Below are 20,784 nucleotides of genomic sequence, written 5' to 3' on the forward strand. Positions count from 1 at the left end.
GACAAGGTATCACTCCCCATGTGTGTAGGGGAGACCGTGTCTTCAGGCACAAACGATCAGCACTTGATGCCAACGTGCAGCGCCACCACGCCGCCCGTGAGATTGTGCACATCCACATGGCCGAAGCCAGCGGTCTTCATCATCGCTTTCAGCGTCTGCTGGTCGGGGTGCATGCGGATGGACTCGGCCAGGTACTGGTAGCTGTGCGCATCGCCCGCCACCCACTGGCCCAGGCGCGGCAGCACCTTGAAGGAGTACCAGTCGTAGGCTTTTTGCAACGGCGCCGCCACCTTGGAGAACTCCAGCACCAGCAGCCGGCCGCCGGGGCGCAGCACGCGGTTCATTTCCTTCAGCGCACCGTCCTTGTGCGTCATGTTGCGCAGGCCGAAGGCGACACTGACCAGGTCGAAGCTGGCGTCCTTGAAAGGCAGGTGCTCTGCATCGCACAAGGTGGTGGGCAGCACCAGGCCTTCGTCCAGCAGGCGATCGCGGCCGGTGCGCAGCATGGCCTCGTTGATGTCGGTGTGCACCACCACGCCGCTGGCGCCCACCTTCTTGCTGAAGGCGCGGGCCAGGTCGCCGGTGCCGCCGGCGATGTCGAGCACGCGGCTGCCTTCGCGCAGATCGGCCACGGCCACGGTGTAGGCCTTCCAGGCACGGTGCAGGCCCATCGACATCAGGTCGTTCATGACGTCGTACTTGGTGGCCACCGAGTCGAACACGCCGCGCACGCGCTGCGCTTTCTCTCGCTCGTCGACGGTCTGGAAACCGAAATGGGTCTGGCTCATCGCTGCTTCCGCTGCTAGTGGTTGCCGCAGGCGTGGCCGCCCGCGGTGGGCATGGGCGCGTCTCGGTCGACGCCGGCCTGCTGCAACCGGGTTTCGTATTGGCGCCAGAGGTCTGGCTGCTCACTGCCCAGGAAGTAGAGGTACTCCCAGGTGAAGATGCCGGAATCGTGCCCGTCGCTGAACTTCGGCTGCACCGCGTAGTGGCCCACCTGCACGATGTCTTCGATGACCACGTCGCGCTTGCCATGCTGCAGCACTTCCTGGCCCGGGCCGTGGCCCTGCACTTCGGCCGAGGGCGAGTACACGCGCATCAGCTCGAACGGGATGCGGAAGCTGCGCCCGTCGTCGAAGCTCACTTCCAGCAGGCGCGACTGCTGGTGCACCGTGACGCCGGTGGGTTGCGGTTTGCTCATGCGGCCTCCAGCGCGGCGGCCACGGCCGCGTCCAGTTGATCGAGGGTGCAGGACAGGCGCTGCACCGCGGGCGGCTGCACGCTGCGTTGGGCCGTGCCCCACACCGGCTGCGGAAAGTGGCTGTCCCAGCTGAAGCGGGCGATCACGTGCCAGTGCAGGTGCGGCACCATGTTGCCGAAGGCGGCCAGGTTGATCTTGGTGGGGCGCAACTGCTGGCGCAGCGCCCGTTCCACCGCCACCAGCAGCGCCAGGCAGCGGGCCTGGTCTTCGGGCGACAGGTCGCTCAGCTCGGCCACATGGCGGTCGAGGATCAGGCGGTAGAAGGCGGGAAACAGCTCGTCCGCCGCGCGGATGACGCGCCAGCCCTCGCCCCGCCACACCACGTGGCCGCCGGGCGTGGTGCACAGCTCGCAGGGCGCAGCGCTGGTAGACGCACTCACACCAGCACCCGCTCGATGCCGCCCTGGTTGGCGCGGGCCACGTACTCGGGCATCCAGTTCTCGCCCAGGATCTTGCGGGCCATTTCCACCACGATGTAGTCGGCTTCCAGCAGGCCGTTGTTCAGGTCGTTGCCGTAGCGGCTCAGGCCTTGCAGGCAGCTGGGGCAGCTGGTCAGGATCTTCACGTCCTGGCCGGCGGGCACGGCGCCGCTGTCGCGCAGCGCGGCTTCACCCTTGCGCAGCTCTTCTTCCTTGCGGAAGCGGATCTGCGTGGAGATGTCGGGCCGGGTGACGCCGAGGGTGCCGCTCTCGCCGCAGCAGCGGTCGTTCTTCAGCACGCCCTCGCCCACCAGCGCCTTGACCGTCTTCATCGGCTCCTGCAGCTTCATCGGCGTGTGGCAGGGGTCGTGGTACAGGTAGGCGCCCTGCTGCGCGGCCGGCAGCGTGATGCCACGCTCCAGCAGGTATTCGTGGATGTCGACAATCCGGCAGCCGGGGAAGATCTTGTCGAATTCATAGCCCTGCAGCTGGTCGTAGCAGGTGCCGCAGCTCACCACCACCGTCTTGATGTCCAGGTAGTTCAGCGTGTTGGCCACGCGGTGGAACAGCACCCGGTTGTCGGTGATCATCTGCTCGGCCTTGTCGAACTGACCCGAGCCGCGCTGCGGGTAGCCGCAGCACAGGTAGCCCGGCGGCAGCACGGTTTGCACGCCGGCATGCCACAGCATGGCCTGGGTGGCCAGGCCCACCTGGCTGAAGAGGCGTTCACTGCCGCAACCGGGGAAATAGAACACCGCCTCCGCCTCGGCCGTGGTGGCCTGCGGGTTGCGGATGATGGGCACGTAGGCCTTGTCCTCGATGTCCAGCAGCGCACGGGCGGTGCGCTTGGGCAAGCCGCCGGGCAGCTTCTTGTTGATGAAGTGCACCACCTGCTCTTTGAGGGGCGCGGTGCCCACGGTGGCGGGGGGCGCGCCGGTCTGCTTGCGGGCGGCCAGCTTCAGCACGTCGTGCGCCAGGCGCTGGGCCTTGAAGCCCACGTCCACCATCGCACTGCGCACCACCTTGATGGTTTGCGGGTTGGTGGCGTTGAGCATCAGCATCGCCGCGGCATTGCCGGGGCGGAAGCTCTTCTGGCCCATCTTGCGCAGCAGGTTGCGCATGTTCATCGACACGTCGCCGAAGTCGATCTTCACCGGGCACGGGTTGGCGCACTTGTGGCACACCGTGCAGTGGTCGGCCACGTCCTCGAACTCTTCCCAGTGCTTGATGGACACGCCGCGGCGGGTCTGCTCCTCGTACAGGAAGGCTTCCACCAGCAGCGAGGTGGCCAGGATCTTGTTGCGCGGGCTGTACAGCAGGTTGGCGCGCGGCACGTGGGTGGCGCACACCGGCTTGCACTTGCCGCAGCGCAGGCAGTCCTTGATGCTGTCGCTGATGGCGCCGATGTCGCTGCGCTGCATGATCAGCGACTCATGCCCCATCAGCCCGAAGCTGGGCGTGTAGGCATGGCGCAGGTCGGCGGCGTGCACGTCGGCCCAGTCGGCGGTGGTGCCGGGCCGCAGCAGCTTGCCGCGGTTGAAGCGGCCTTCGGGGTCCACGCGCCGCTTGTAGTCGGCAAAGGGCTGCAGCTCGTCTTCGCTGAGGAATTCGAGCTTGGTGATGCCGATACCGTGCTCGCCCGAGATCACGCCGTCGAGGCTGCGCGCCAGCGTCATGATGCGGGCCACCGCCTCATGCGCGGTTTGCAGCATCTCGTAGTTGTCGCTGTTGACCGGGATGTTGGTGTGCACGTTGCCGTCACCGGCATGCATGTGCAGCGCCACCCACACGCGGCCGCGCAGCACTTCCTTGTGGATGCGATTGCACTCTTCCACGATGGGCGCCAGCGCCGCGCCCGCGAACAAGGCCTGCAGCGGCTTGCGGATCTGCGTTTTCCAGGAGGCGCGCAGCGTGGTGTCCTGGATCAGCTCGAAGAAGCTGCGCGCGTCGTCACCCGCAGCAATCTGGTCCAGGCCCTGCAGCCAGCCGCTCCACAGCACGCGCACTTCGCGCAGCAGCTGCAGCGCCTGCTGCACACGGTCTTCCAGCAGCTCGGCGCTGGGGATGTCGCCGGCATCGTCGCTCTTGCCCAGCGGCAGGTTGCCGCGCAGGAAAAACGCTTCCAGCGCATCGACCAGCTGCAGCTTGTTGCGCAGGCTCAGCTCGATGTTGATGCGCTCGATGCCGTTGGTGTACTCGCCCATGCGCTCAAGCGGAATCACCACGTCTTCGTTGATCTTGAAGGCGTTGGTGTGGCGCGCGATGGCGGCGGTGCGCTTGCGGTCGAGCCAGAACTTCTTGCGCGCATCGGCGCTGACGGCCACGAAGCCTTCGCCCGCACGGCTGTTGGCGATGCGCACCACCTCGCTGGTGGCGCGGGCCACGGCGGCTTCGTCGTCGCCGACGATGTCGCCGATGAGCACCATCTTGGGCAGGCCGTTGGCGCTGGTGCTGCCGCGCTTGCTCTTGGTGGCGTAGCCCACCGCCTTCAGGTAGCGGTCGTCCAGGTGTTCCAGGCCGGCCAGGATGGCGCCGCCGGGTTGGCGTGCCTCGGCGAACATGAAGTCCTTGATCTCGACGATGCTGGGCACGGCATCTTTGGCATTGCCGAAAAACTCCAGGCACACGGTGCGGGTGTGGGCCGGCATGCGGTGCACCACCCAGCGCGCGCTGGTGATCAGGCCGTCGCAGCCTTCTTTCTGGATGCCGGGCAGGCCGGCCAGGAACTTGTCGGTGACGTCCTTGCCCAGCCCTTCCTTGCGGAACACGCGACCGGGGATCTCCAGCATCTCGGTGCGTTCCAGCACCTTGCCCGAGGCATCGAAGTAGCGCAGCTCGAAGCGCGCCGCCTCCACATCGTGGATCTTGCCCAGGTTGTGGTCCAGGCGCACCACCTCCAGCCACTTGGCGTCGGGCGTGACCATGCGCCAGCTGGCCAGGTTGTCGAGCGCGGTGCCCCACAGCACGGCCTTCTTGCCGCCCGCGTTCATCGCGATGTTGCCGCCGATGCAGCTGGCCTCGGCCGAGGTGGGATCGACCGCGAACACATAGCCCGCACGCTCGGCCGCGTCGGCCACCCGCTGGGTGACCACGCCGGCCTCGGTGTACACGGTGGCCACCGGCTTCGCCAGCCCGGGCAGGCTGACCAGCTCCACCTCGGTCATGCGCTCGAGCTTCTCGGTGTTGATCACCGCGCTCTTCCACGTGAGTGGAATGGCGCCGCCGGTGTAACCAGTGCCACCCCCGCGCGGAATGATGGTCAGCCCCAGCTCCACGCAGGCCTGCACCAGGCCGGCCATCTCCGCCTCGGTATCGGGCGTGAGCACCACGAAGGGGTACTCCACGCGCCAGTCTGTGGCGTCGGTGACGTGCGAAACGCGCGACAGGCCGTCGAACTTGATGTTGTCCTTGGCGGTGATGCGGCCCAACGTGCGGCGGGCGCGGCGGCGCAGCTCGTCCAGCTGGTCGAACGAGGTGGCAAAGCCCGCCACCGCGCCCTGGGCCAGCTGCAGCAGCTCACCCACCAGCGCATCGCGCTGCGGATCGGCCTGCGGATCGCGGCGCTTGGCGATCTCGCCCAGGCGGTGACGCAGCGCGTCCACCAGCAGGCCGCGGCGCTTGGGGTTGTCCAGCAGGTCGTCCTGCAGGTACGGGTTGCGCTGCACCACCCAGATGTCGCCCAGCACCTCGTACAGCATGCGGGCGGAGCGGCCGGTGCGGCGTTCGCCGCGCAGCTTGTCCAGCAGCGTCCAGGCGCGCTCGCCCAGGAGCCGCATCACGATCTCGCGGTCGGAGAACGAGGTGTAGTTGTAGGGAATCTCGCGCAGGCGGGGCGCCTGCTCATCAGCAAGGCCGGGCGCGGCCAGGGTATTCACGGCAAGCGGTGCATTCATGTCATTTAACCGCCGCCGCAGCCCGGGCGACGGCACCGGGCGGGGTTGACGCAAGGGGGGCTGGATGTTACCGCACCGCCCCAGAGTGCCCGGCCATGACCCTGCCGCGGCACCGCTTGCGGCGGGTTATCCCCGTTCCGCCGCCACCGGCTTTGTGACAGAAACGCGACTGTCATCAAAACTGAAAATACTGGGGGGTCACGAGCCCCCCTTTTGTTCCTACGGAGCCCTTTGCATGCATTTCAAGTCGTTCGCACTGGCCTCGGCCGTCCTGGCAGCCTCCTTCGGCGCCCAGGCCCAGGTGGAGATCCAGTGGTGGCACTCGATGACCGCCGTCAACAACGAATGGGTCAACGACCTGGCCAAGGATTTCAACGCCAGCCAGAAGGACTACAAGATCGTGCCCACCTACAAGGGCAGCTACGACGAGTCGATGACCGCGGCGATCGCCGCCTTCCGTGCCGGCAACGCGCCGCACATCCTGCAGGTGTTTGAAGTGGGCACCGCCACCATGATGGCCAGCAAGGGCGCCGTGGTGCCGGTGGGCAAGGTGATGAAGGACGCCGGCTTCAAGTTCGACCCGGCGGCCTACATCCCCGCCGTGGCCGGCTACTACACCGCGCCGAACGGCGAGATGCTGAGCTTCCCGTTCAACAGCTCGACCACGATCTTCTACTTCAACAAGGACGCCTTCAAGGCCGCCGGCCTGCCCACCGACAAGGCCCCGGCCACCTGGCCCGAAGTGGTGTCTGCCGCGGCCAAGCTGAAGGCCAGCGGCCACAAGTGCCCCATCACGCTGGCCTGGCAGAACTGGACGCAGCTGGAAAGCTTCTCGGCCTGGCACAACGTGGAGTTCGCAACCAAGCGCAACGGCCTGGCCGGCCTCGACGCGCGTCTGGTGGTCAATTCGCCGCTGCACGTGCGCCACATCGAGAACCTGGCCAACATGGCCAAGCAGGGCCTGTTCGTCTACAAGGGCCGCAGCGCCACGCCGCAAGCCTCGTTCACGTCGGGTGAGTGCGCCATGATCACCACCTCGTCGGGCTTCTACGGCGACGTGGCCAAGAACGCCAAGTTCGCCTACGGCCTGGCCCCGCTGCCCTACTACCCCGACGTGGAAGGTGCGCCGCAGAACACCGTGATCGGTGGCGCCAGCCTGTGGGTGATGTCGGGCAAGAAGGCCGAGGAATACAAGGGCATCGCCACCTTCTTCAACTACCTTTCCAAGCCTGAAGTGCAGTCGGCCAGCCACAAGCGCACCGGCTACCTGCCGATCACCATGGCCTCGTTCAAGCTGACCGAGGAGTCGGGCTTCTACAAGGAAAAGCCGGGCACCGACGTGGCGGTGAACCAGATGATCCGCAAGGTGACCGACAAATCGCGCGGCATCCGCCTGGGCAACTACCTGCAGATCCGCGCCATCGAGGACGAAGAACTCGAACAGGTGTGGGCCGGCAAGAAGACCGCCAAGGAAGCGCTGGACGCCATCGTCAAGCGCGGCAACGAGCAGCTCGAACGCTTCCAGAAGGCCAACAGCCGCTGACGCGCACCGGCCTCGCCTCGCGGTGCGCCGGGACGGCGTGCCGCGAGGCCTGACAATCACAACAACAAGCATCCGCCGGCCCCGCCGCCGCGCCCATGGAAAAACGCGTCGTCTTCCGTTCCCGCTGGCTGCCCTGGGCGCTCATCGCCCCGCAGCTGGCCGTCATCAGCATCTTCTTCTTCTGGCCCGCGGGCCAGGCCCTGGTCCAATCGTTCCAGCAGTCCGATGCCTTCGGCACCTCGGTGGAATGGGTGGGCCTGGAGAACTTCCAGCGGCTGTGGGACGACCCCACCTACCTGGCCTCGTTCAGCACCACGGCGGTGTTCTCGGCCCTGGTGGCGGTGCTGGGCATCAGCATCTCGCTGCTGCTGGCCGTGTTCGCCGACCGGGTGGTGCGTGGCACGCACTTCTACCGCACGCTGCTCATCTGGCCGTATGCCGTGGCGCCGGCGGTGGCGGGCGTGCTGTGGCTCTTCATGTTCGCGCCCAGCATCGGCGTGGTGTCGTACGCGCTGGCCGCGCTGGGCTTCGACTGGAACCACCTGCTCAACAGTAACCACGCGATGACGCTGATCGTGATGGCGGCGGTGTGGAAGCAGCTCTCGTACAACTTCCTGTTCTTCCTGGCCGGGCTGCAGAGCATTCCCAAGTCGCTGATCGAGGCAGCGGCCATTGACGGCGCGCGACCGTGGCGGCGCTTCTGGACCATCCAGTTCCCGCTGCTGTCGCCCACCACCTTCTTCCTGCTGGTGATCAACGTGGTGTACGCCTTCTTCGACACCTTCGCGATCGTCGATGCAGCCACCCAGGGCGGCCCCGGCAAGGACACTGCGATCCTGGTCTACAAGGTGTACTACGACGGCTTCAAGGCGCTGGACCTGGGCGGCTCGGCCGCACAGTCGGTGGTGCTGATGGTCATCGTGATTGCGCTCACGGTGGTGCAGTTCAAGTTCGTCGAGAAGAAAGTGAACTACTGATGGTCGAGCGCCGTCCCACGCTGGGCATCCTGGCCCACGTCATCCTGTTGCTGGGAGTGGCGATCGTCGCCTTCCCGGTGTACCTGACCTTCGTCGCCTCCACCCACACCGCCAGCGAGGTGGTGCAGCAGCCGATGCCGTTGCTGCCGGGGGCGCACTTCATCGAGAACTACCGCACCGCGCTGTTCGGCACCGGCAGCGGTGGCGGCTCCAACGCGGCGGTGGGCCGCATGATGATGGTCAGTTTGATCAGCGCGCTGATCATCGCCCTCGGCAAGATCGCGATCTCGCTGCTGTCGGCCTTTGCGCTGGTGTACTTCAAGTTCCCGTTCCGCAAGTTCTTCTTCTGGGCCATCTTCGTCACGCTGATGCTGCCGGTGGAGGTGCGCATCGGGCCCACCTACAAGGTGGTGAGCGACCTGGGCATGCTCAACAGCTATGCCGGCCTGACGGTGCCGCTGATCGCCTCGGCCACGGCCACCTTCCTGTTCCGGCAGTTCTTCCTGACAGTGCCCGACGAGCTGGTGGAGGCCGCCCGCATCGACGGCGCCGGGCCGCTGCGCTTCTTCAAGGACGTGCTGGTGCCGCTGTCCACCACCAGCATCGCGGCGCTGTTCGTCATCCAGTTCATCTACGGCTGGAACCAGTACCTGTGGCCGCTGCTGGTCACCACCCAGGAAGACATGTACCCCGTGGTCATCGGCATCAAGCGGATGATCGCCGGCGGCGAAGCCGGCAACGAGTGGAACCTGATCATGGCCACCGCGATGCTGGCGATGATCCCGCCCGCGCTGGTGGTGATGCTGATGCAGAAGTGGTTCGTCAAGGGCCTGGTCGATACCGAGAAATAGGAAAACACAGTGGGAGCCATTTCCATCCGCAACGTGGTCAAGCGCTATGGCACCGGTGCCAGCGCGCTGCAGGTCATCCACGGCGTCAATGCGGAGATCACCGACGGCGAATTCGTCGTCATCGTCGGCCCCTCGGGCTGCGGCAAGAGCACGCTGCTGCGCATGGTGGCCGGGCTGGAAGAAATCAGCGGCGGGGAGATCGGCATCGGCGGCCGCGTGGTCAACGACGTGGAACCGTCGGAGCGGGACATCGCGATGGTGTTCCAGAACTACGCGCTGTACCCGCACATGACGGTGTACGCCAACATGGCCTACGGCCTGAAGATCGCCAAGGTGCCACCGGCCGAGATCGAGGCCCGGGTGCAGAAGGCGGCCAAGATCCTGGAGCTGGGCGCGCTGCTGGAACGCAAGCCGCGGCAGCTGTCGGGCGGCCAGCGCCAGCGCGTGGCCATGGGCCGCGCCATCGTGCGGCAGCCGCAGGTGTTCCTGTTCGACGAGCCGCTGTCCAACCTGGACGCCAAGCTGCGCGCGCAGACGCGGCTGGAGATCCAGAAGCTGCACCGCGAGCTGGGCGTCACGTCGCTGTTCGTCACGCACGACCAGGTGGAGGCGATGACGCTGGCCCAGCGCATGATCGTGATGAACGCCGGCCGCATGGAGCAGATCGGCACGCCGGACGAGGTGTACACCCGCCCGGCCACCACCTTCGTCGCGGGCTTCATCGGCTCGCCGCCGATGAACCTGATCCGCGGCCAGGCCGACGGCTCGCGCTTCAGCATCGCCGGCACCGCCTTGTCGCTGCCGGGCACCGCACCGCAGGCCGGCGAGCTGATTCTGGGTGCGCGGCCGGAGCATCTGTCCATCGCCGACGCCAGCAACGGCCACGGCGGCTGGCCCTTCACGGTGGAGATGATCGAGACGCTGGGCGCCGAGCGGCTGATCTACGGCCGGCTGTCGGCGGGCAGCGACCTCGTGACGGTGCGTGTGGACAGCGGCGACCGCCCGCCGGCACTGGGGCAGACGGTGCGCCTGCTGGTCAACGCCGCGCACCTGCACTGGTTCGACGCCGGCACGCAAAAGCGCGTCAGTGGCACCTGAGGCGGGGCACCCGATGCAAGCGTTGAACCCGCAGGCGGCCTGGCCCTACCCGCGCTGGATCGCCCACCGCGGCGCCGGCAAGCTGGCGCCGGAGAACACGCTGGCCGCCTTCCGCCTGGGCGCCGCCCATGGCTACCGCGGCTTCGAGTGCGACGTGAAGCTGAGCGCCGAGGGCGTGCCTTTTCTGCTGCACGACGCCACGCTGGAGCGCACCACCAACGGCCAGGGCACGGCGGGCGACCACCCCTGGGACGCCTTGTCGCGGCTGGACGCCGGCAGCTGGCATTCACGCGGCTACGCAGGTGAACCGCTGCCGCGGCTGGACGCCATCGCCGCCTACGTGCTGCGCAACGGCTTTGCGCTGAACATCGAGATCAAGCCTACGCCGGGCGTGGAGCGCCGCACCGGCGAGGTGGTGGGCGCCGAGGTGCTGCGCCTGTGGGCTGCGCAGCCGCAGGCGCTGCCGCCGCTGTTCAGCTCGTTCCAGCCCGAGTCGCTGGCCGGCGCCCGCGACACCGCACCAGAGGTGCCGCGTGCGCTGCTGCTGGACAGCCTGCGTGAAGGCTGGCTTGAAGAAGCGCAGGGCCTGGGCTGCGTCGCGGTGGTGTGCAACCACAAGCTGCTGGACGCGGGGGTGATCGGCCGCATCCACGCCGCCGGCCTGCGTTCGCTCTGCTACACGGTGAACGAAAGCGCCGATGCGCTACGGCTGGAAGCCGCGGGCATCGACGGTGTGATCACCGATGCGGTGGATCGGTTTTCGCCGGCGGTGGACCGTACCGCAGACTGAGGCTGACTCAGGCTTTCAACGGCATCGCCTCGGCGGCCGGATCTTCCGGGGGCACCGCCTCCGACTTCGGCTGTGAAGGCAGGCTGCGCACCGCGCGGATCACCGGGTGGCGCAGTGCAGCCCCGGCCAACAGCAGGGCCGTGACGCCCGAAAACAGCAGCGTGGCGCGCAGCGCCACATGCTCGCCCAGCCAGCCCCCCAGCAGCGCGCCCGGGCCCGCCGGCAGGATGATCAGCCAGCGCATAATGCTGGTCATGCGGCCCAGCAAGGGCTCCGGCGTCACCGCCTGCCGCAGCGCCAGGAAGTTGATGAAGATCAGCACCGCGCCCACACCGAACAAGACCAGCATGGCCACGAAAGCCGCGATGCCACCGTACTGCGGCGGCACCAGCGCCGCCAGCAGCCAGCCCAGGCCGCAGCAGCCGATGCCCAGCGTCAGGCAGGGGCCGGGCCCGATGCGCTCGCTGATGCGGTGGCCCAAGGTGCTGGCCAGCACCGTGCCGCCGCCCATGGCCACGTAGGCCAGGCCGATGGCACGCTCGGACATGCCCAGCTCGCGCGTGGCGTAGAGGATCTGCACCACCAGCGCGGCGTTGTGGCACATCTGCCAGAGGCCCACGGCCACTGCCAGCGCGATCAGCAGCCGGTGGTGGGCCACGAAGCGCAGGCCCTCCTTCAGCTGCGGCCAGAAGCGCCGGCCGACCTGGAGCTGCCGGTTCTCCCGCGCGTCCACGCCCCGCAGGATGCCCACCGACACCAGCAGCAGCAGGGCATCGATCACCAGCGCCATCGGCGCGCCCACGGCCTTGATCAACGCGCCAGCCAGGCCCGGGCCCACCACCTCGGCACCGGACGTGGCCAGCGCATTCTTGGCATGCGCTTCCACCAGCCGCTCACGCGGCACCACCTGGGTGAGCACGATCTGCGCGGCGCTGCCCGCGGTGGTGTAGACGGTGCCGATGAGAAAGCCCACCACGTACAGCCACGCGATGCTGAGCCAGCCCAGGGCCCAGGCCAGCGGAATGGTGAGCACCGCCACCGCCAGCGAGAACTCGCCGGCCACATACACCGGCAGCTTGCGCACGCGGTCGAGCCACACGCCGGCGGGCAGCGAGAACAGCACGAAGGGCAGCAGCTCCATCGTGGTGAGCCAGCCCATCTGCGTGGGCGTGGCATGCAGCAGCAGCGCGGCGGTGAGCGGCAGCGCCAGCATGGTCACCTGGCCGCCCAGTGAGCTGCAAAGGATGGAGGTGAACAGCCGCCGGTAAGCCGCGTTGCGCAGCAGGTCGTTCGGCGGCAGTTGCAGCCTGCGGCGCCAGGCGGCGGGCAGGCGAAGAAGCGGCTTCATGGGCTCGGGTCTCACGGATCGGCGGCACGCCTCGTGGGCGGCCATGGCCAATCCGGCAGGCTAACAGCGGCGCACAGACCGCAGCAAGCCCTACGAGCCGGCGAATATCAGCTGCGGTAGTCGGCGTTGATGCTGACGTAGTCGTGCGAGAGGTCGCAGGTCCACACCGTGGCGCTGGCGCTGCCGCGGTGCAGGTTCACGCGCACGGTGATCTCGCTTTGCTTCATCACCCGCTGGCCGTCGGCTTCTTGGTACTCGGGGTGGCGGCCACCAGCGCGGGCCACGTGCACGTCGTCCAGGAAGAGGTCGATCTTCGACTGGTCGAGGTCGTCGATGCCCGCATAACCCACCGCCGCCAGGATGCGGCCCAAATTGGGGTCGCTGGCGAAGAAGGCGGTCTTGACCAGCGGCGAATGCGCGATGGCGTAGGCCGCCAGCTTGCACTCGTCAGCCGTGCGGCCGCCGTCGATCTGCACGGTGATGAACTTGGTGGCGCCTTCGCCGTCGCGCACGATGGCCTGGGCCAGCTGCGTGGCCACGGCCACCACCGCATCGCGCAGCGCGCGGCCGTCGGCCGAGTCCAGCGACTCCACCGGCGCGTTGCCGGCCTGGCCGGTGGCCATCAGCACGAACGAGTCGTTGGTGGAGGTGTCGCCGTCGATGGTGATGCGGTTGAAGCTCAGGTCGGCCGCCTCACGCACCAGCGGCTGCAGCAGCGCGGGCGACACTGCCGCGTCGGTGGCCACGTAGCTCAGCATCGTGGCCATGTTGGGCCGGATCATGCCGGCGCCCTTGGAAATGCCGGTGACGGTGACGGTGCGGCCACCCACCTGCACCTGGCGCGAAGCGGCCTTGGGCAGGGTGTCGGTGGTCATGATGCCCTGGGCCGCATCGGCCCAGCCGTCGGCGCGCAGGTCGGCCAGCGCGGCGGGCAGGCCGGCTTCGATGCGGTCCACCGGCAGCGTTTCCATGATCACGCCGGTGGAAAACGGCAGCACCTGCTCGGGCGCCAGGTTCATCAGCCGCGCGGCGGCGGCGCAGGTGGCACGGGCGCGCTGCAGGCCGTCTTCGCCGGTGCCGGCGTTGGCGTTGCCGGTGTTGATGACCAGTGCGCGGATGCCGCGGCCGGCCGCCAGGTGCGCCTGGCCCACCTGCACCGGCGCGGCGCAGAAGCGGTTGCGCGTGAACACGCCCGCCACCTGCGAACCTTCGTCCAGCGCGATCACCACCAGGTCCTTGCGATTGGCCTTGCGGATGCCCCCCATCGCGATGCCCAGCCGCACACCGGCGACGGGATGGAGGTCGGCAGGATTGGGCGCTTGCAGGTTCACGGGCATCGGCGGCCTCCGGTCGGTGCGGTCAGTTCAGCGGTGGATGACAAAGGGGCGGATCAGCTCAGGCGGCCGTGGCACTGCTTGTACTTCTTGCCGCTGCCGCAGGGGCAGGGGTCGTTGCGGCCCACGCGCGGCAGCTGGTCGGCCAGGTTGCCGCCTTCGGTTTCCTGCGATACCGAGCCGTCTTCGTTCGGATGGGTGTAGGTCACCTGGCCCAGCTCGCTGGCGCTTTGTTCAATGGCCTCGGCGGCCTGTGCCACCTGGTCCTGCGACTGGATGCGCACCGTCAGCAGCACGCGGGTGACTTCCAGCTTCACCTGGTCGAGCATCTGCGAGAACAGCTCGAAGGCTTCGCGCTTGTATTCCTGCTTGGGGTTCTTCTGCGCGTAGCCGCGCAGGTGGATGCCCTGGCGCAGGTAGTCCAGCGAAGCCAGGTGCTCACGCCAATGGCTGTCGATGGACTGCAGCAGCACCATGCGCATGAACGGATTGAACTGGTCCTGCCCGACGATGGCCACCTTGGCATCGAACACCTCGTCGGCGGCCTTGACCACGCGCTCCTCGATGTCCTCGTCGGTCACGCTGTCGCTGCCCTCGACCATGGCCTTGAGCGGCACCTCGAGCTGCCATTCGTCGCGCAGCGACTTCTCCAGGCCGTCCAGGTCCCACTGCTCTTCCAGGCTGCCTTCGGGCACGTGGGCGCGCACCACGCCGGCGATGGCGCTGCGGCGCAGGTTGGTGATCTGGTCGGCCACCGAGGCGGATTCCAGGATCTCGTTGCGCTGCTGGTAGATGACCTTGCGCTGGTCGTTGGCGACGTCGTCGTACTCCAGCAGCTGCTTGCGCACGTCGAAGTTGCGGGCTTCCACCTTGCGCTGTGCGCCTTCGATGCTGCGCGAGACGATGCCGGCCTCGATGGCCTCGCCTTCCGGCATCTTCAGCCGGTCCATGATGGCGCGCACGCGGTCGCCCGCGAAGATGCGCATCAGCGGATCTTCCAGCGACAGGTAGAAGCGCGAGGAGCCCGGGTCGCCCTGGCGGCCGGCACGGCCGCGCAGCTGGTTGTCGATGCGGCGCGACTCATGGCGCTCGGTCGCGATGATGCGCAGACCGCCTTCGGCGCGCACCTTGTCGTGCAGGCTCTGCCACTCGGCCTTCAGCTGCTCGATGCGGCGGGCCTTCTCGTCGGCCGGCACCGTCTCGTCGGCCTCGAGGATCTGCACCTGCTTCTCGACGTTGCCGCCCAGCACGATGTCGGTGCCGCGGCCCGCCATGTTGGTGGCGATGGTGATCACGCCCGGCCGGCCGGCCTGGGCCACGATCTCGGCTTCCTTGGCGTGCTGCTTGGCGTTCAGCACCTGGTGCGGCAGCTTGGCGGCCGTCAGCAGGTTGGAGATCAGCTCGGAGTTCTCGATCGAGGTGGTGCCCACCAGCACCGGCTGGCCCCGCGTGTGCGCGTCGCGGATGTCCTCGATCACCGCGTTGAACTTCTCCTTGTTGGTCTTGTAGACCAGGTCGAGTTCGTCCTTGCGGATGGTGGGCCGGTTCGGCGGAATGACCACGGTTTCCAGGCCGTAGATCTCCTGGAACTCATAGGCTTCGGTGTCGGCCGTGCCGGTCATGCCCGACAGCTTGGCGTACATCCGGAAGTAGTTCTGGAAGGTGATCGAGGCGAGGGTCTGGTTCTCGCTCTGGATCTTGACGCCTTCCTTGGCTTCCACGGCCTGGTGCAGGCCGTCGCTCCAGCGGCGGCCGGTCATCAGGCGGCCGGTGAACTCGTCGACGATCACCACCTCACCGCCCTGCACCACGTAGTGCTGGTCGCGGTTGTACAGGTGGCGTGCACGCAGCGCGGCGTACACGTGGTGCATCAGCGTGATGTTGGCAGGGTCGTACAGGCTGGCGCCCTCGGCCAGCAGGCCGGCCTCGGCCAGGATGCGCTCGGCATGCTCGTGGCCGTCTTCCGTCAGGAACACCTGATGGCTCTTCTCGTCCACCGTGAAGTCGCCCGGCTCGATCACGCCCTCGCCGGTGCGGGGGTCGGCCTCGCCGATCTGCTTCTTGAGCTTGGGCACGACGGCGTTGATGCGCACGTACAGCTCGGTGTGGTCCTCGGCCTGGCCGCTGATGATCAGCGGGGTGCGGGCCTCGTCGATCAGGATCGAGTCCACCTCGTCGACGATGGCGTAGTTCAGCTTGCGCTGCACGCGGTCGCCCACCTCGTAGACCATGTTGTCGCGCAGCACGTCGAAGCCGAACTCGTTGTTCGTGCCGTACGTGACGTCGGCGTTGTAGGCGGCCTGCTTTTCCTCGCGGCTCATGCCGGGCACGTTCACGCCCACGGTCAGGCCGAGGAAGTTGTACAGCCGGCCCATCCATTCAGCGTCGCGGCGGGCCAGGTAGTCGTTCACCGTGACCACGTGCACGCCCTTGCCGGGCAGCGCATTCAGGTACACCGGCAGCGTGGCCATCAGGGTCTTGCCCTCGCCGGTGCGCATTTCGGCGATCTTGCCCTGGTGCAGCGTCATGCCGCCGATCAGCTGCACGTCGTAGTGCCGCATCTTCAGGCAGCGCTTGCTGCCTTCACGCACGGTGGCGAACGCCTCGGGCAGCAACGCATCGAGCGTTTCGCCCTTGGCCAGCCGCTGGCGGAACTCGTCGGTCTTGCCGCGCAGGGCCGCGTCGTCGAGTTTCTCGAACTGGGGCTCCAGGGCGTTGATCTGCTGCACCACCGCCCGCAACTGCTTGATCAGCCGATCGTTGCGACTACCGAAAATCGAAGTGAGAAGCTTAGGCAACATGCGCTGAACGAAGCTGGAGAAGAATGAGCCGGCCGGCCCGCAAGAGGCCTGCTGACCGGAGGAGCCTGCAAGGCAGGAGCGAAGCACCTGAGGGCGCAGGCCCGGTTTGCAACGCCCGGCGGGCTGGAAAGCCGGGCGAACAGCGTGCCTTCCTGCTGGGCAGGCACGCATGGCGCTGAGCCGATCGAGTCTATCACCGGGGCTAGACTGCACCGATGGCACGCACTCCCCCTGGCGGCAACCCGCCCACCCGACCGATCCGTGAGGCGCTGGAAGGCAGCGCGCCGCTGGCACGGCTGGTCGAGCGCGTGCAGGCCTCCAACCAACGCTACCGCGTGATCGAGCCGGCGCTGCCGCCGGCCCTTCGCCGGCACGTGCGGCCAGGTCCGGTGGACGAAGAAGGCTGGGCGCTGCTGGTCAGCAACGCCGCCGTGAGCGCCAAGCTGCGGCAGATGCTGCCGCGGCTGGTGGAACTGCTGCAGGAGGCGGACCTGCCCACGCCGGCGATCCGGATACGTGTGATGAGCGGCCCTTGAAGCCGGCCTTGCCCAGCAGGGGAGCGCGAGCGCCGGTCACGGAGATGATGAGCGGTGAAAACTGCGCCGCAAAATGATAGGCATTTCCTATGCACTGGCGGATAGGATGCAAGTACGCTTTCGCGCATAAATCCCGCCCCCGCCAGTAGGCCCGCCAACATCCGGCGGAAACCGAACACCGGGGGCAACCTGTTTGTGGGGCTAACGTGAGGGTGGCGATCCTCGTCGACGCCGCCTTCTTCATCCGGCGCTATGGTGCCTTGGTCCCAAATGGCAGGGACCACGAGGGCAAGATCGTCGCAGAGTGCCTGCACGAATGGGCTTGCCGTCACCTGGGCGACGATGGAGCGGGCCACGCCACTCCTGCAGGCTCTCGCGGGGAGCTGTACCGGATCTTCGTCTACGACTGCCCACCGTTTTCTGGGAAGCTCCACCACCCGCTTTCGGGCGCGTACATCGATTTCGCGAAGACTGGCCTGTATCAGAGACGCACAGCGTTCCATGAGCGACTGAAGCAGTTGCGCAAGGTAGCGCTCCGGCTTGGGCACCTTGGTGATGTCAGGAACTGGGCGATCAAGCCCGCCGTTCAGGCGGATCTTCTAAGAGGGAGGCGCGATCTTCGTGAGCGTCCAGCCGCCCCACCTTGACGTCGAGAAGGCGTTCAGGCTTTCGCTGCAGTCCAGCGATGCGGCAGCAGTTCATCGAGCCGGGTGTTGAGCAGCGTCGGCAGACGCTGCAACACGTCGCGCAGGTAGGCCCACGGTTCGTGCCCATTCATCCGTGCCGACTGCACTAGGCTCATCACGATGGCAGCGCGTTGGCCGGCGAGCTCGCTGCCCACGAACTGCCATGCCTTGCGTCCCATTGCCCAGGGCTTGATCTGACGCTCCAGGTGGTTGTTGTCGATGGCCACAGCACCGTCGTCGAGGTGCCGCGTCAGCGCCGCCCAATGGCTCAGCGTGTAATCGATCGCCTTGGCCGTCGCGCCGCCGTCTGGGACCAGCCGTCGCTCCAGGCCCAGCCACTGCTGGAGCTCGTCCCATAGCGGCTTGGCAAGCCTCTGCCGCAGAGCTCGGCGCTCGTCGTCGCTGAGGCCCTTGAGTTCGCCCTCGACTTCATAGATGCGGGCGAACCGCCGCAGCGCGTCAACCCCGATGGGGCTCGTGCCCTCGTGCGCGAGCTCTTCGAAGTTCCTGCGCGCATGCGCGGCGCATGCGGCGCTGATGCGACCCGGGTAGTGCTGTGGGTCCACCACGGCCTCGTACGCACCGTAGCGGTCAGTGAGCAGCGTCCCGGACCATCGTCGCTCGCCGCGTCGCTCGTCGCCGTTGAGGAAGGCCACCGGGTACTGCGCCCCGCGCCCGCGGCAGAAGTCGTAGACGACGCCGGGCACCGCGTCGTGCCAACTTCGCGCGTAGGCCCACATGTAGGCCCGGCGTGTCCTGCCTGCGCCGGGGTCCAGCAAGGCCACCGGCGTCTCGTCAGCGTGCAGCACGCGGCAATCGAGCACGAAGCGCTTGTGCAGCACGTACAGCGGCTCCAACGCCGCGCCCACCTGACCGGTCCCGACTGCCAACGTCGAGCGCGGGGTGTGCACGCCGGAGCGGGCGTTGATGGTCTCTTGACGGTAGTACGGCAGGTGGTCCACGAAGCGGCTGATCGCCGTGTGCGCCAGCAGCCCGCTGGCGGCGATGCCGCCCTCAACGATCTCCGGCACGCTGGGCGCCTGCTTGAGGACCTGGCAGTGCCGGCAAGCCCACTTGCCATAGATGTGGCGGTGCACGAAGAACTCGGCCGGCACGATGTCGAGCCGCTCGGTGACGTCTTCACCGATGCGCTTCATGGGACGTCCGCAACCCTGCTCCTGGCAGTTGGTGCTGTCGGGCTCATGGCGATGCTCGACGCGACGCAGGTGCGCCGGCAGTGCACTGCGACGGGGCTGACGTGACGGCGCCTTGGGCTGGGTGCCGGCGGCCGCCGCGGCGGCCTCGGCTTCACGGCGTAGACGCTCGAGCTGCGCACGCAGCGCGGCTTCGTCCTCGGCCAGCGTCTCTTCGAACAGGCGACGCTGGTCAGCGTTCATGGCCTCTGACTTGGCCCCGTAGGTCCAGCGCTTGAGCCGCGCGAGCTCGAAGTTGATCTTCTCGATCTTGGCCTCGCGCAGCGCGATCTCGCGGTCCTTGCGCTGCAGCAGCGCATCGCGCTGCGCCAGCTCCGCAGCTCGCTCCGCGAGCGCCTGGTCGCGCTGCATGAGGGCTTGGTCACGCTCGCCGAGTTGCTGCGCCTGGGCCTGCACCTGCTGCTGCAGCTGGGCGATCAGCGCGGCGACCTCGGGCGAGAGGCCCTCGGGATCAGTGGGAAGAAGACCACGCATGCCGAGCATGCGGGGCATCGTGCCATAGCCCGCCACGCGGCCTATCGGCACATGCACTGTCAACCGATCATGGCTGACCGCACGCCAGATTCAGGCCCGCGTGATGGCGCTGAGCTCATGAAGCCGCTGCCACGGCAGGCCCAGCATCAGGGCATCGAACTGCGCCTGCGTCAGCGTCCACGAGGGCGCCACGCCGCCAGCGACGGGCCACACGAATCGCCCGCTGTTCAAGCGCCGCGACGCGCACCACAGCCCGAAGCCGTCATGCATGAGCAGCTTGACGCGGGTGCCACGGGCATTGGCGAACAGATAGCCGTGGTGAGCGTGCGCCACGCCGAACACTTGCACCACGCGCGCCAGCAGCCGCTCGGGTCCAGCCCGCATGTCCACGGGCTCGGCGGACAGCCACATCGCGTCGATGCGGATCATCGAAGCAGCTCGCGCATCCAGGCCGCGCATTCGCTGGCCGCACTGGCCGGCCAGGTTACCGTGACCGCTGTCACGCCGCGCTGCAGCTCGATGCGGATGTCAGTTAGCGCGGCCGGCTCGCTGGGCGCAGGCAGTTGTACCGGAACGAACGAGGACCTGTGCTCAGGCGCCTGAACTTCACCAGGGGTCATCCCGCGAAGGGCGCCGGCCGCGGGCTTCATCTCGGCCTCGCGCACCCACCGACGCAGCAAGTTGGCGTTGACGCCATGGGCCATCGCCACCGCCGCCATCGACATGCCCGGTTGCAGGCAACTGGCCACCGCGCCGGCCTTGAATTCATCGCTGTGCGTACGACGCCGACGGCGAGGGCCACCTTGTAGATCGGGGATAGTGTTCACGTGTCCACCAAAAGTCGAAGTGGACATGAGACTCCTATTCGCCTACCCGGCCTTCAAGATGGTCGGCCTGGACGCTCACCGATCTTCAGTCGCTCACGGAAGAAGACGTCACCCTCGACACCAAGCAAAAAGGCGTCGATATGCGCATAGGCGTTGATGTGGCGTCCCTTGCGTTCAATAAGCAGGTTGACCGCATCATCTTGGTGGCAGGCGACGCTGACTTCGTACCAGCCGCAAAGCTCGCCCGGCGCGAAGGCCTGGACTTCGTGCTGGACTCTATGCACGCAACCATCGCCCCCAGCCTCTACGAGCACATTGACGGTTTGGTCAGCATGTCGCCCAAGCCGGCCAATCACCAGGACGAAAAGCACCCGCCGAAGGACTTTGCGCCTGTCATGAGCTACGAGGTTGAGCTACCACACAAGTCCATCAGCGAGCAGGCGGCGTGGCAGCAGATGAAGCCTAACCTGCAAACGATCTTTTCGGCTTTCACTGCTGCCGCCCATGGCAGCGTGCAGGCAACTGCTTCGGGAGGCAACAGCCCGTCGCAGTCACGAGAGGACGGCGACAACAAAGCCAGCTGAGCCCACCAGCGCGACAACCCGTCGCGACCTCCGCACATAGGTGGTCACTCGCGCCGCAAGGCACGCAGACTGTGGTGCCGGCTTTCGGAATCGAACCGAAGACCTTCCGCTTACAAGGCGGGTGCTCTACCAACTGAGCTAAGCCGGC

At 67.3% G+C, this 20,784-nt stretch carries 17 protein-coding genes, 1 tRNA gene and 1 pseudogene; 8 read left to right on the plus strand and 11 right to left on the minus strand.

Features of this window, described 5'->3' with window-relative positions:
- Positions 1 to 56 precede the first annotated feature (56 nt).
- Genes ubiE through MW290_RS28605 form a run of 4 tightly spaced genes read right to left on the minus strand, consistent with a single transcriptional unit; the run spans position 57 to position 5,573 of the window.
- Positions 57 to 788 (minus strand): bifunctional demethylmenaquinone methyltransferase/2-methoxy-6-polyprenyl-1,4-benzoquinol methylase UbiE, encoded by a 732-nt coding sequence (gene ubiE / locus MW290_RS28590; RefSeq protein ID WP_250197745.1) that lies wholly within the window; start codon positions 786 to 788, stop codon positions 57 to 59.
- A 14-nt stretch (positions 789 to 802) separates the two neighbouring features.
- Entirely contained in the window at positions 803 to 1,201 is a 399-nt protein-coding gene (locus tag MW290_RS28595; RefSeq protein ID WP_250197746.1) for a gamma-butyrobetaine hydroxylase family protein, read from the minus strand.
- Entirely contained in the window at positions 1,198 to 1,641 is a 444-nt protein-coding gene (locus MW290_RS28600) for an HIT family protein (RefSeq protein WP_250197747.1), read from the minus strand. The genes MW290_RS28595 and MW290_RS28600 overlap by 4 nt, the downstream gene beginning before the upstream one ends.
- Positions 1,638 to 5,573, minus strand: a complete 3,936-nt coding sequence (locus MW290_RS28605; RefSeq protein ID WP_250197748.1) for a DUF3683 domain-containing protein — start codon at positions 5,571 to 5,573, stop codon at positions 1,638 to 1,640. The genes MW290_RS28600 and MW290_RS28605 overlap by 4 nt, the downstream gene beginning before the upstream one ends.
- Before the next feature lie 235 nt (positions 5,574 to 5,808).
- Between MW290_RS28605 and ugpB the strand changes: the two genes are divergently transcribed.
- The 5 genes from ugpB (at position 5,809) to ugpQ (ending at position 10,832) form a co-directional block, all read left to right on the plus strand.
- On the plus strand, positions 5,809 to 7,116 hold the full coding sequence (ugpB, locus tag MW290_RS28610; RefSeq protein ID WP_250197749.1) for a sn-glycerol-3-phosphate ABC transporter substrate-binding protein UgpB: 1,308 nt from the start codon (positions 5,809 to 5,811) through the stop codon (positions 7,114 to 7,116).
- Between the two features lie 95 nt (positions 7,117 to 7,211).
- Positions 7,212 to 8,093: a sn-glycerol-3-phosphate ABC transporter permease UgpA gene (gene ugpA, locus MW290_RS28615; RefSeq protein WP_250197750.1), complete on the plus strand. Its 882-nt coding sequence runs from the start codon at positions 7,212 to 7,214 to the stop codon at positions 8,091 to 8,093.
- Positions 8,093 to 8,944, plus strand: a complete 852-nt coding sequence (gene ugpE, locus MW290_RS28620) for a sn-glycerol-3-phosphate ABC transporter permease UgpE (protein WP_250197751.1) — start codon at positions 8,093 to 8,095, stop codon at positions 8,942 to 8,944. The genes ugpA and ugpE overlap by 1 nt, the downstream gene beginning before the upstream one ends.
- Positions 8,945 to 8,953: 9 nt before the next feature.
- Positions 8,954 to 10,042, plus strand: a complete 1,089-nt coding sequence (gene ugpC, locus MW290_RS28625) for a sn-glycerol-3-phosphate ABC transporter ATP-binding protein UgpC (RefSeq protein ID WP_250197752.1) — start codon at positions 8,954 to 8,956, stop codon at positions 10,040 to 10,042.
- A 13-nt stretch (positions 10,043 to 10,055) separates the two neighbouring features.
- Positions 10,056 to 10,832, plus strand: a complete 777-nt coding sequence (ugpQ, locus tag MW290_RS28630) for a glycerophosphodiester phosphodiesterase (RefSeq protein WP_250197753.1) — start codon at positions 10,056 to 10,058, stop codon at positions 10,830 to 10,832.
- 7 nt (positions 10,833 to 10,839) lie between these two features.
- On the opposite strand, the gene MW290_RS28635 is transcribed toward ugpQ, so the two are convergent.
- The 3 genes from MW290_RS28635 to secA all read right to left on the minus strand — a co-directional run bounded on the left by MW290_RS28635 (position 10,840) and on the right by secA (position 16,315).
- Positions 10,840 to 12,180 (minus strand): MFS transporter, encoded by a 1,341-nt coding sequence (locus tag MW290_RS28635; RefSeq protein ID WP_250197754.1) that lies wholly within the window; start codon positions 12,178 to 12,180, stop codon positions 10,840 to 10,842.
- A gap of 107 nt (positions 12,181 to 12,287) precedes the next feature.
- Complete coding sequence (argJ, locus tag MW290_RS28640; RefSeq protein ID WP_250197755.1) at positions 12,288 to 13,517, minus strand: bifunctional glutamate N-acetyltransferase/amino-acid acetyltransferase ArgJ; 1,230 nt, start codon at positions 13,515 to 13,517, stop codon at positions 12,288 to 12,290.
- 53 nt (positions 13,518 to 13,570) lie between these two features.
- Positions 13,571 to 16,315, minus strand: coding sequence for a preprotein translocase subunit SecA (gene secA / locus MW290_RS28645; protein ID WP_250197756.1), 2,745 nt, complete (start codon positions 16,313 to 16,315; stop codon positions 13,571 to 13,573).
- Positions 16,316 to 16,530: 215 nt separating this feature from the next.
- Between secA and MW290_RS28650 the strand changes: the two genes are divergently transcribed.
- Both MW290_RS28650 and MW290_RS28655 read left to right on the plus strand, forming a co-directional pair.
- Positions 16,531 to 16,851, plus strand: a complete 321-nt coding sequence (locus tag MW290_RS28650) for a DciA family protein (RefSeq protein WP_250197757.1) — start codon at positions 16,531 to 16,533, stop codon at positions 16,849 to 16,851.
- A 212-nt stretch (positions 16,852 to 17,063) separates the two neighbouring features.
- Entirely contained in the window at positions 17,064 to 17,498 is a 435-nt protein-coding gene (locus tag MW290_RS28655; RefSeq protein WP_250197758.1) for a PIN domain-containing protein, read from the plus strand.
- Between the two features lie 14 nt (positions 17,499 to 17,512).
- On the opposite strand, the gene tnpC is transcribed toward MW290_RS28655, so the two are convergent.
- The 3 genes from tnpC to tnpA all read right to left on the minus strand — a co-directional run bounded on the left by tnpC (position 17,513) and on the right by tnpA (position 20,079).
- Positions 17,513 to 19,234, minus strand: a complete 1,722-nt coding sequence (gene tnpC / locus MW290_RS28660; protein ID WP_250195312.1) for an IS66 family transposase — start codon at positions 19,232 to 19,234, stop codon at positions 17,513 to 17,515.
- An 81-nt stretch (positions 19,235 to 19,315) separates the two neighbouring features.
- Positions 19,316 to 19,654 (minus strand): IS66 family insertion sequence element accessory protein TnpB, encoded by a 339-nt coding sequence (gene tnpB / locus MW290_RS28665; RefSeq protein WP_250195311.1) that lies wholly within the window; start codon positions 19,652 to 19,654, stop codon positions 19,316 to 19,318.
- The gene (gene tnpA, locus MW290_RS28670) at positions 19,651 to 20,079 is read right to left on the minus strand and encodes an IS66-like element accessory protein TnpA (protein ID WP_259373446.1); all 429 of its coding nucleotides are present in this window, start codon (positions 20,077 to 20,079) and stop codon (positions 19,651 to 19,653) included. Before tnpA ends, tnpB begins: the two co-directional genes overlap by 4 nt.
- 95 nt (positions 20,080 to 20,174) lie before the next feature.
- Here tnpA and MW290_RS28675 point away from each other — a divergent pair.
- Positions 20,175 to 20,636: pseudogene (locus MW290_RS28675) on the plus strand (NYN domain-containing protein); the annotation flags it as partial.
- 72 nt (positions 20,637 to 20,708) lie between these two features.
- Here the strand turns inward: MW290_RS28675 and MW290_RS28680 are convergent.
- A tRNA-Thr gene (locus MW290_RS28680) sits at positions 20,709 to 20,784 on the minus strand.

Origin of the sequence: Aquincola tertiaricarbonis (assembly GCF_023573145.1) — a bacterium.
Classification (GTDB): domain Bacteria; phylum Pseudomonadota; class Gammaproteobacteria; order Burkholderiales; family Burkholderiaceae_C; genus Aquincola; species Aquincola tertiaricarbonis_B.

What these genes read in the sequence shown, in the direction of transcription:
- MW290_RS28595 (WP_250197746.1), bottom strand. Translation starts at nt 1,201, where the DNA reads ATGAGCAAACCGCAACCCACCGGCGTCACGGTGCACCAGCAGTCGCGC.
- tnpC (WP_250195312.1), bottom strand. Translation starts at nt 19,234, where the DNA reads ATGCTCGGCATGCGTGGTCTTCTTCCCACTGATCCCGAGGGCCTCTCG.
- MW290_RS28635 (WP_250197754.1), bottom strand. Translation starts at nt 12,180, where the DNA reads ATGAAGCCGCTTCTTCGCCTGCCCGCCGCCTGGCGCCGCAGGCTGCAA.
- tnpA (WP_259373446.1), bottom strand. Translation starts at nt 20,079, where the DNA reads ATGTCCACTTCGACTTTTGGTGGACACGTGAACACTATCCCCGATCTA.
- tnpB (WP_250195311.1), bottom strand. Translation starts at nt 19,654, where the DNA reads ATGATCCGCATCGACGCGATGTGGCTGTCCGCCGAGCCCGTGGACATG.
- argJ (WP_250197755.1), bottom strand. Translation starts at nt 13,517, where the DNA reads ATGCCCGTGAACCTGCAAGCGCCCAATCCTGCCGACCTCCATCCCGTC.
- ugpB (WP_250197749.1), top strand. Translation starts at nt 5,809, where the DNA reads ATGCATTTCAAGTCGTTCGCACTGGCCTCGGCCGTCCTGGCAGCCTCC.
- ugpA (WP_250197750.1), top strand. Translation starts at nt 7,212, where the DNA reads ATGGAAAAACGCGTCGTCTTCCGTTCCCGCTGGCTGCCCTGGGCGCTC.
- MW290_RS28650 (WP_250197757.1), top strand. Translation starts at nt 16,531, where the DNA reads ATGGCACGCACTCCCCCTGGCGGCAACCCGCCCACCCGACCGATCCGT.
- secA (WP_250197756.1), bottom strand. Translation starts at nt 16,315, where the DNA reads ATGTTGCCTAAGCTTCTCACTTCGATTTTCGGTAGTCGCAACGATCGG.
- MW290_RS28605 (WP_250197748.1), bottom strand. Translation starts at nt 5,573, where the DNA reads ATGAATGCACCGCTTGCCGTGAATACCCTGGCCGCGCCCGGCCTTGCT.
- ubiE (WP_250197745.1), bottom strand. Translation starts at nt 788, where the DNA reads ATGAGCCAGACCCATTTCGGTTTCCAGACCGTCGACGAGCGAGAGAAA.
- ugpQ (WP_250197753.1), top strand. Translation starts at nt 10,056, where the DNA reads ATGCAAGCGTTGAACCCGCAGGCGGCCTGGCCCTACCCGCGCTGGATC.
- ugpE (WP_250197751.1), top strand. Translation starts at nt 8,093, where the DNA reads ATGGTCGAGCGCCGTCCCACGCTGGGCATCCTGGCCCACGTCATCCTG.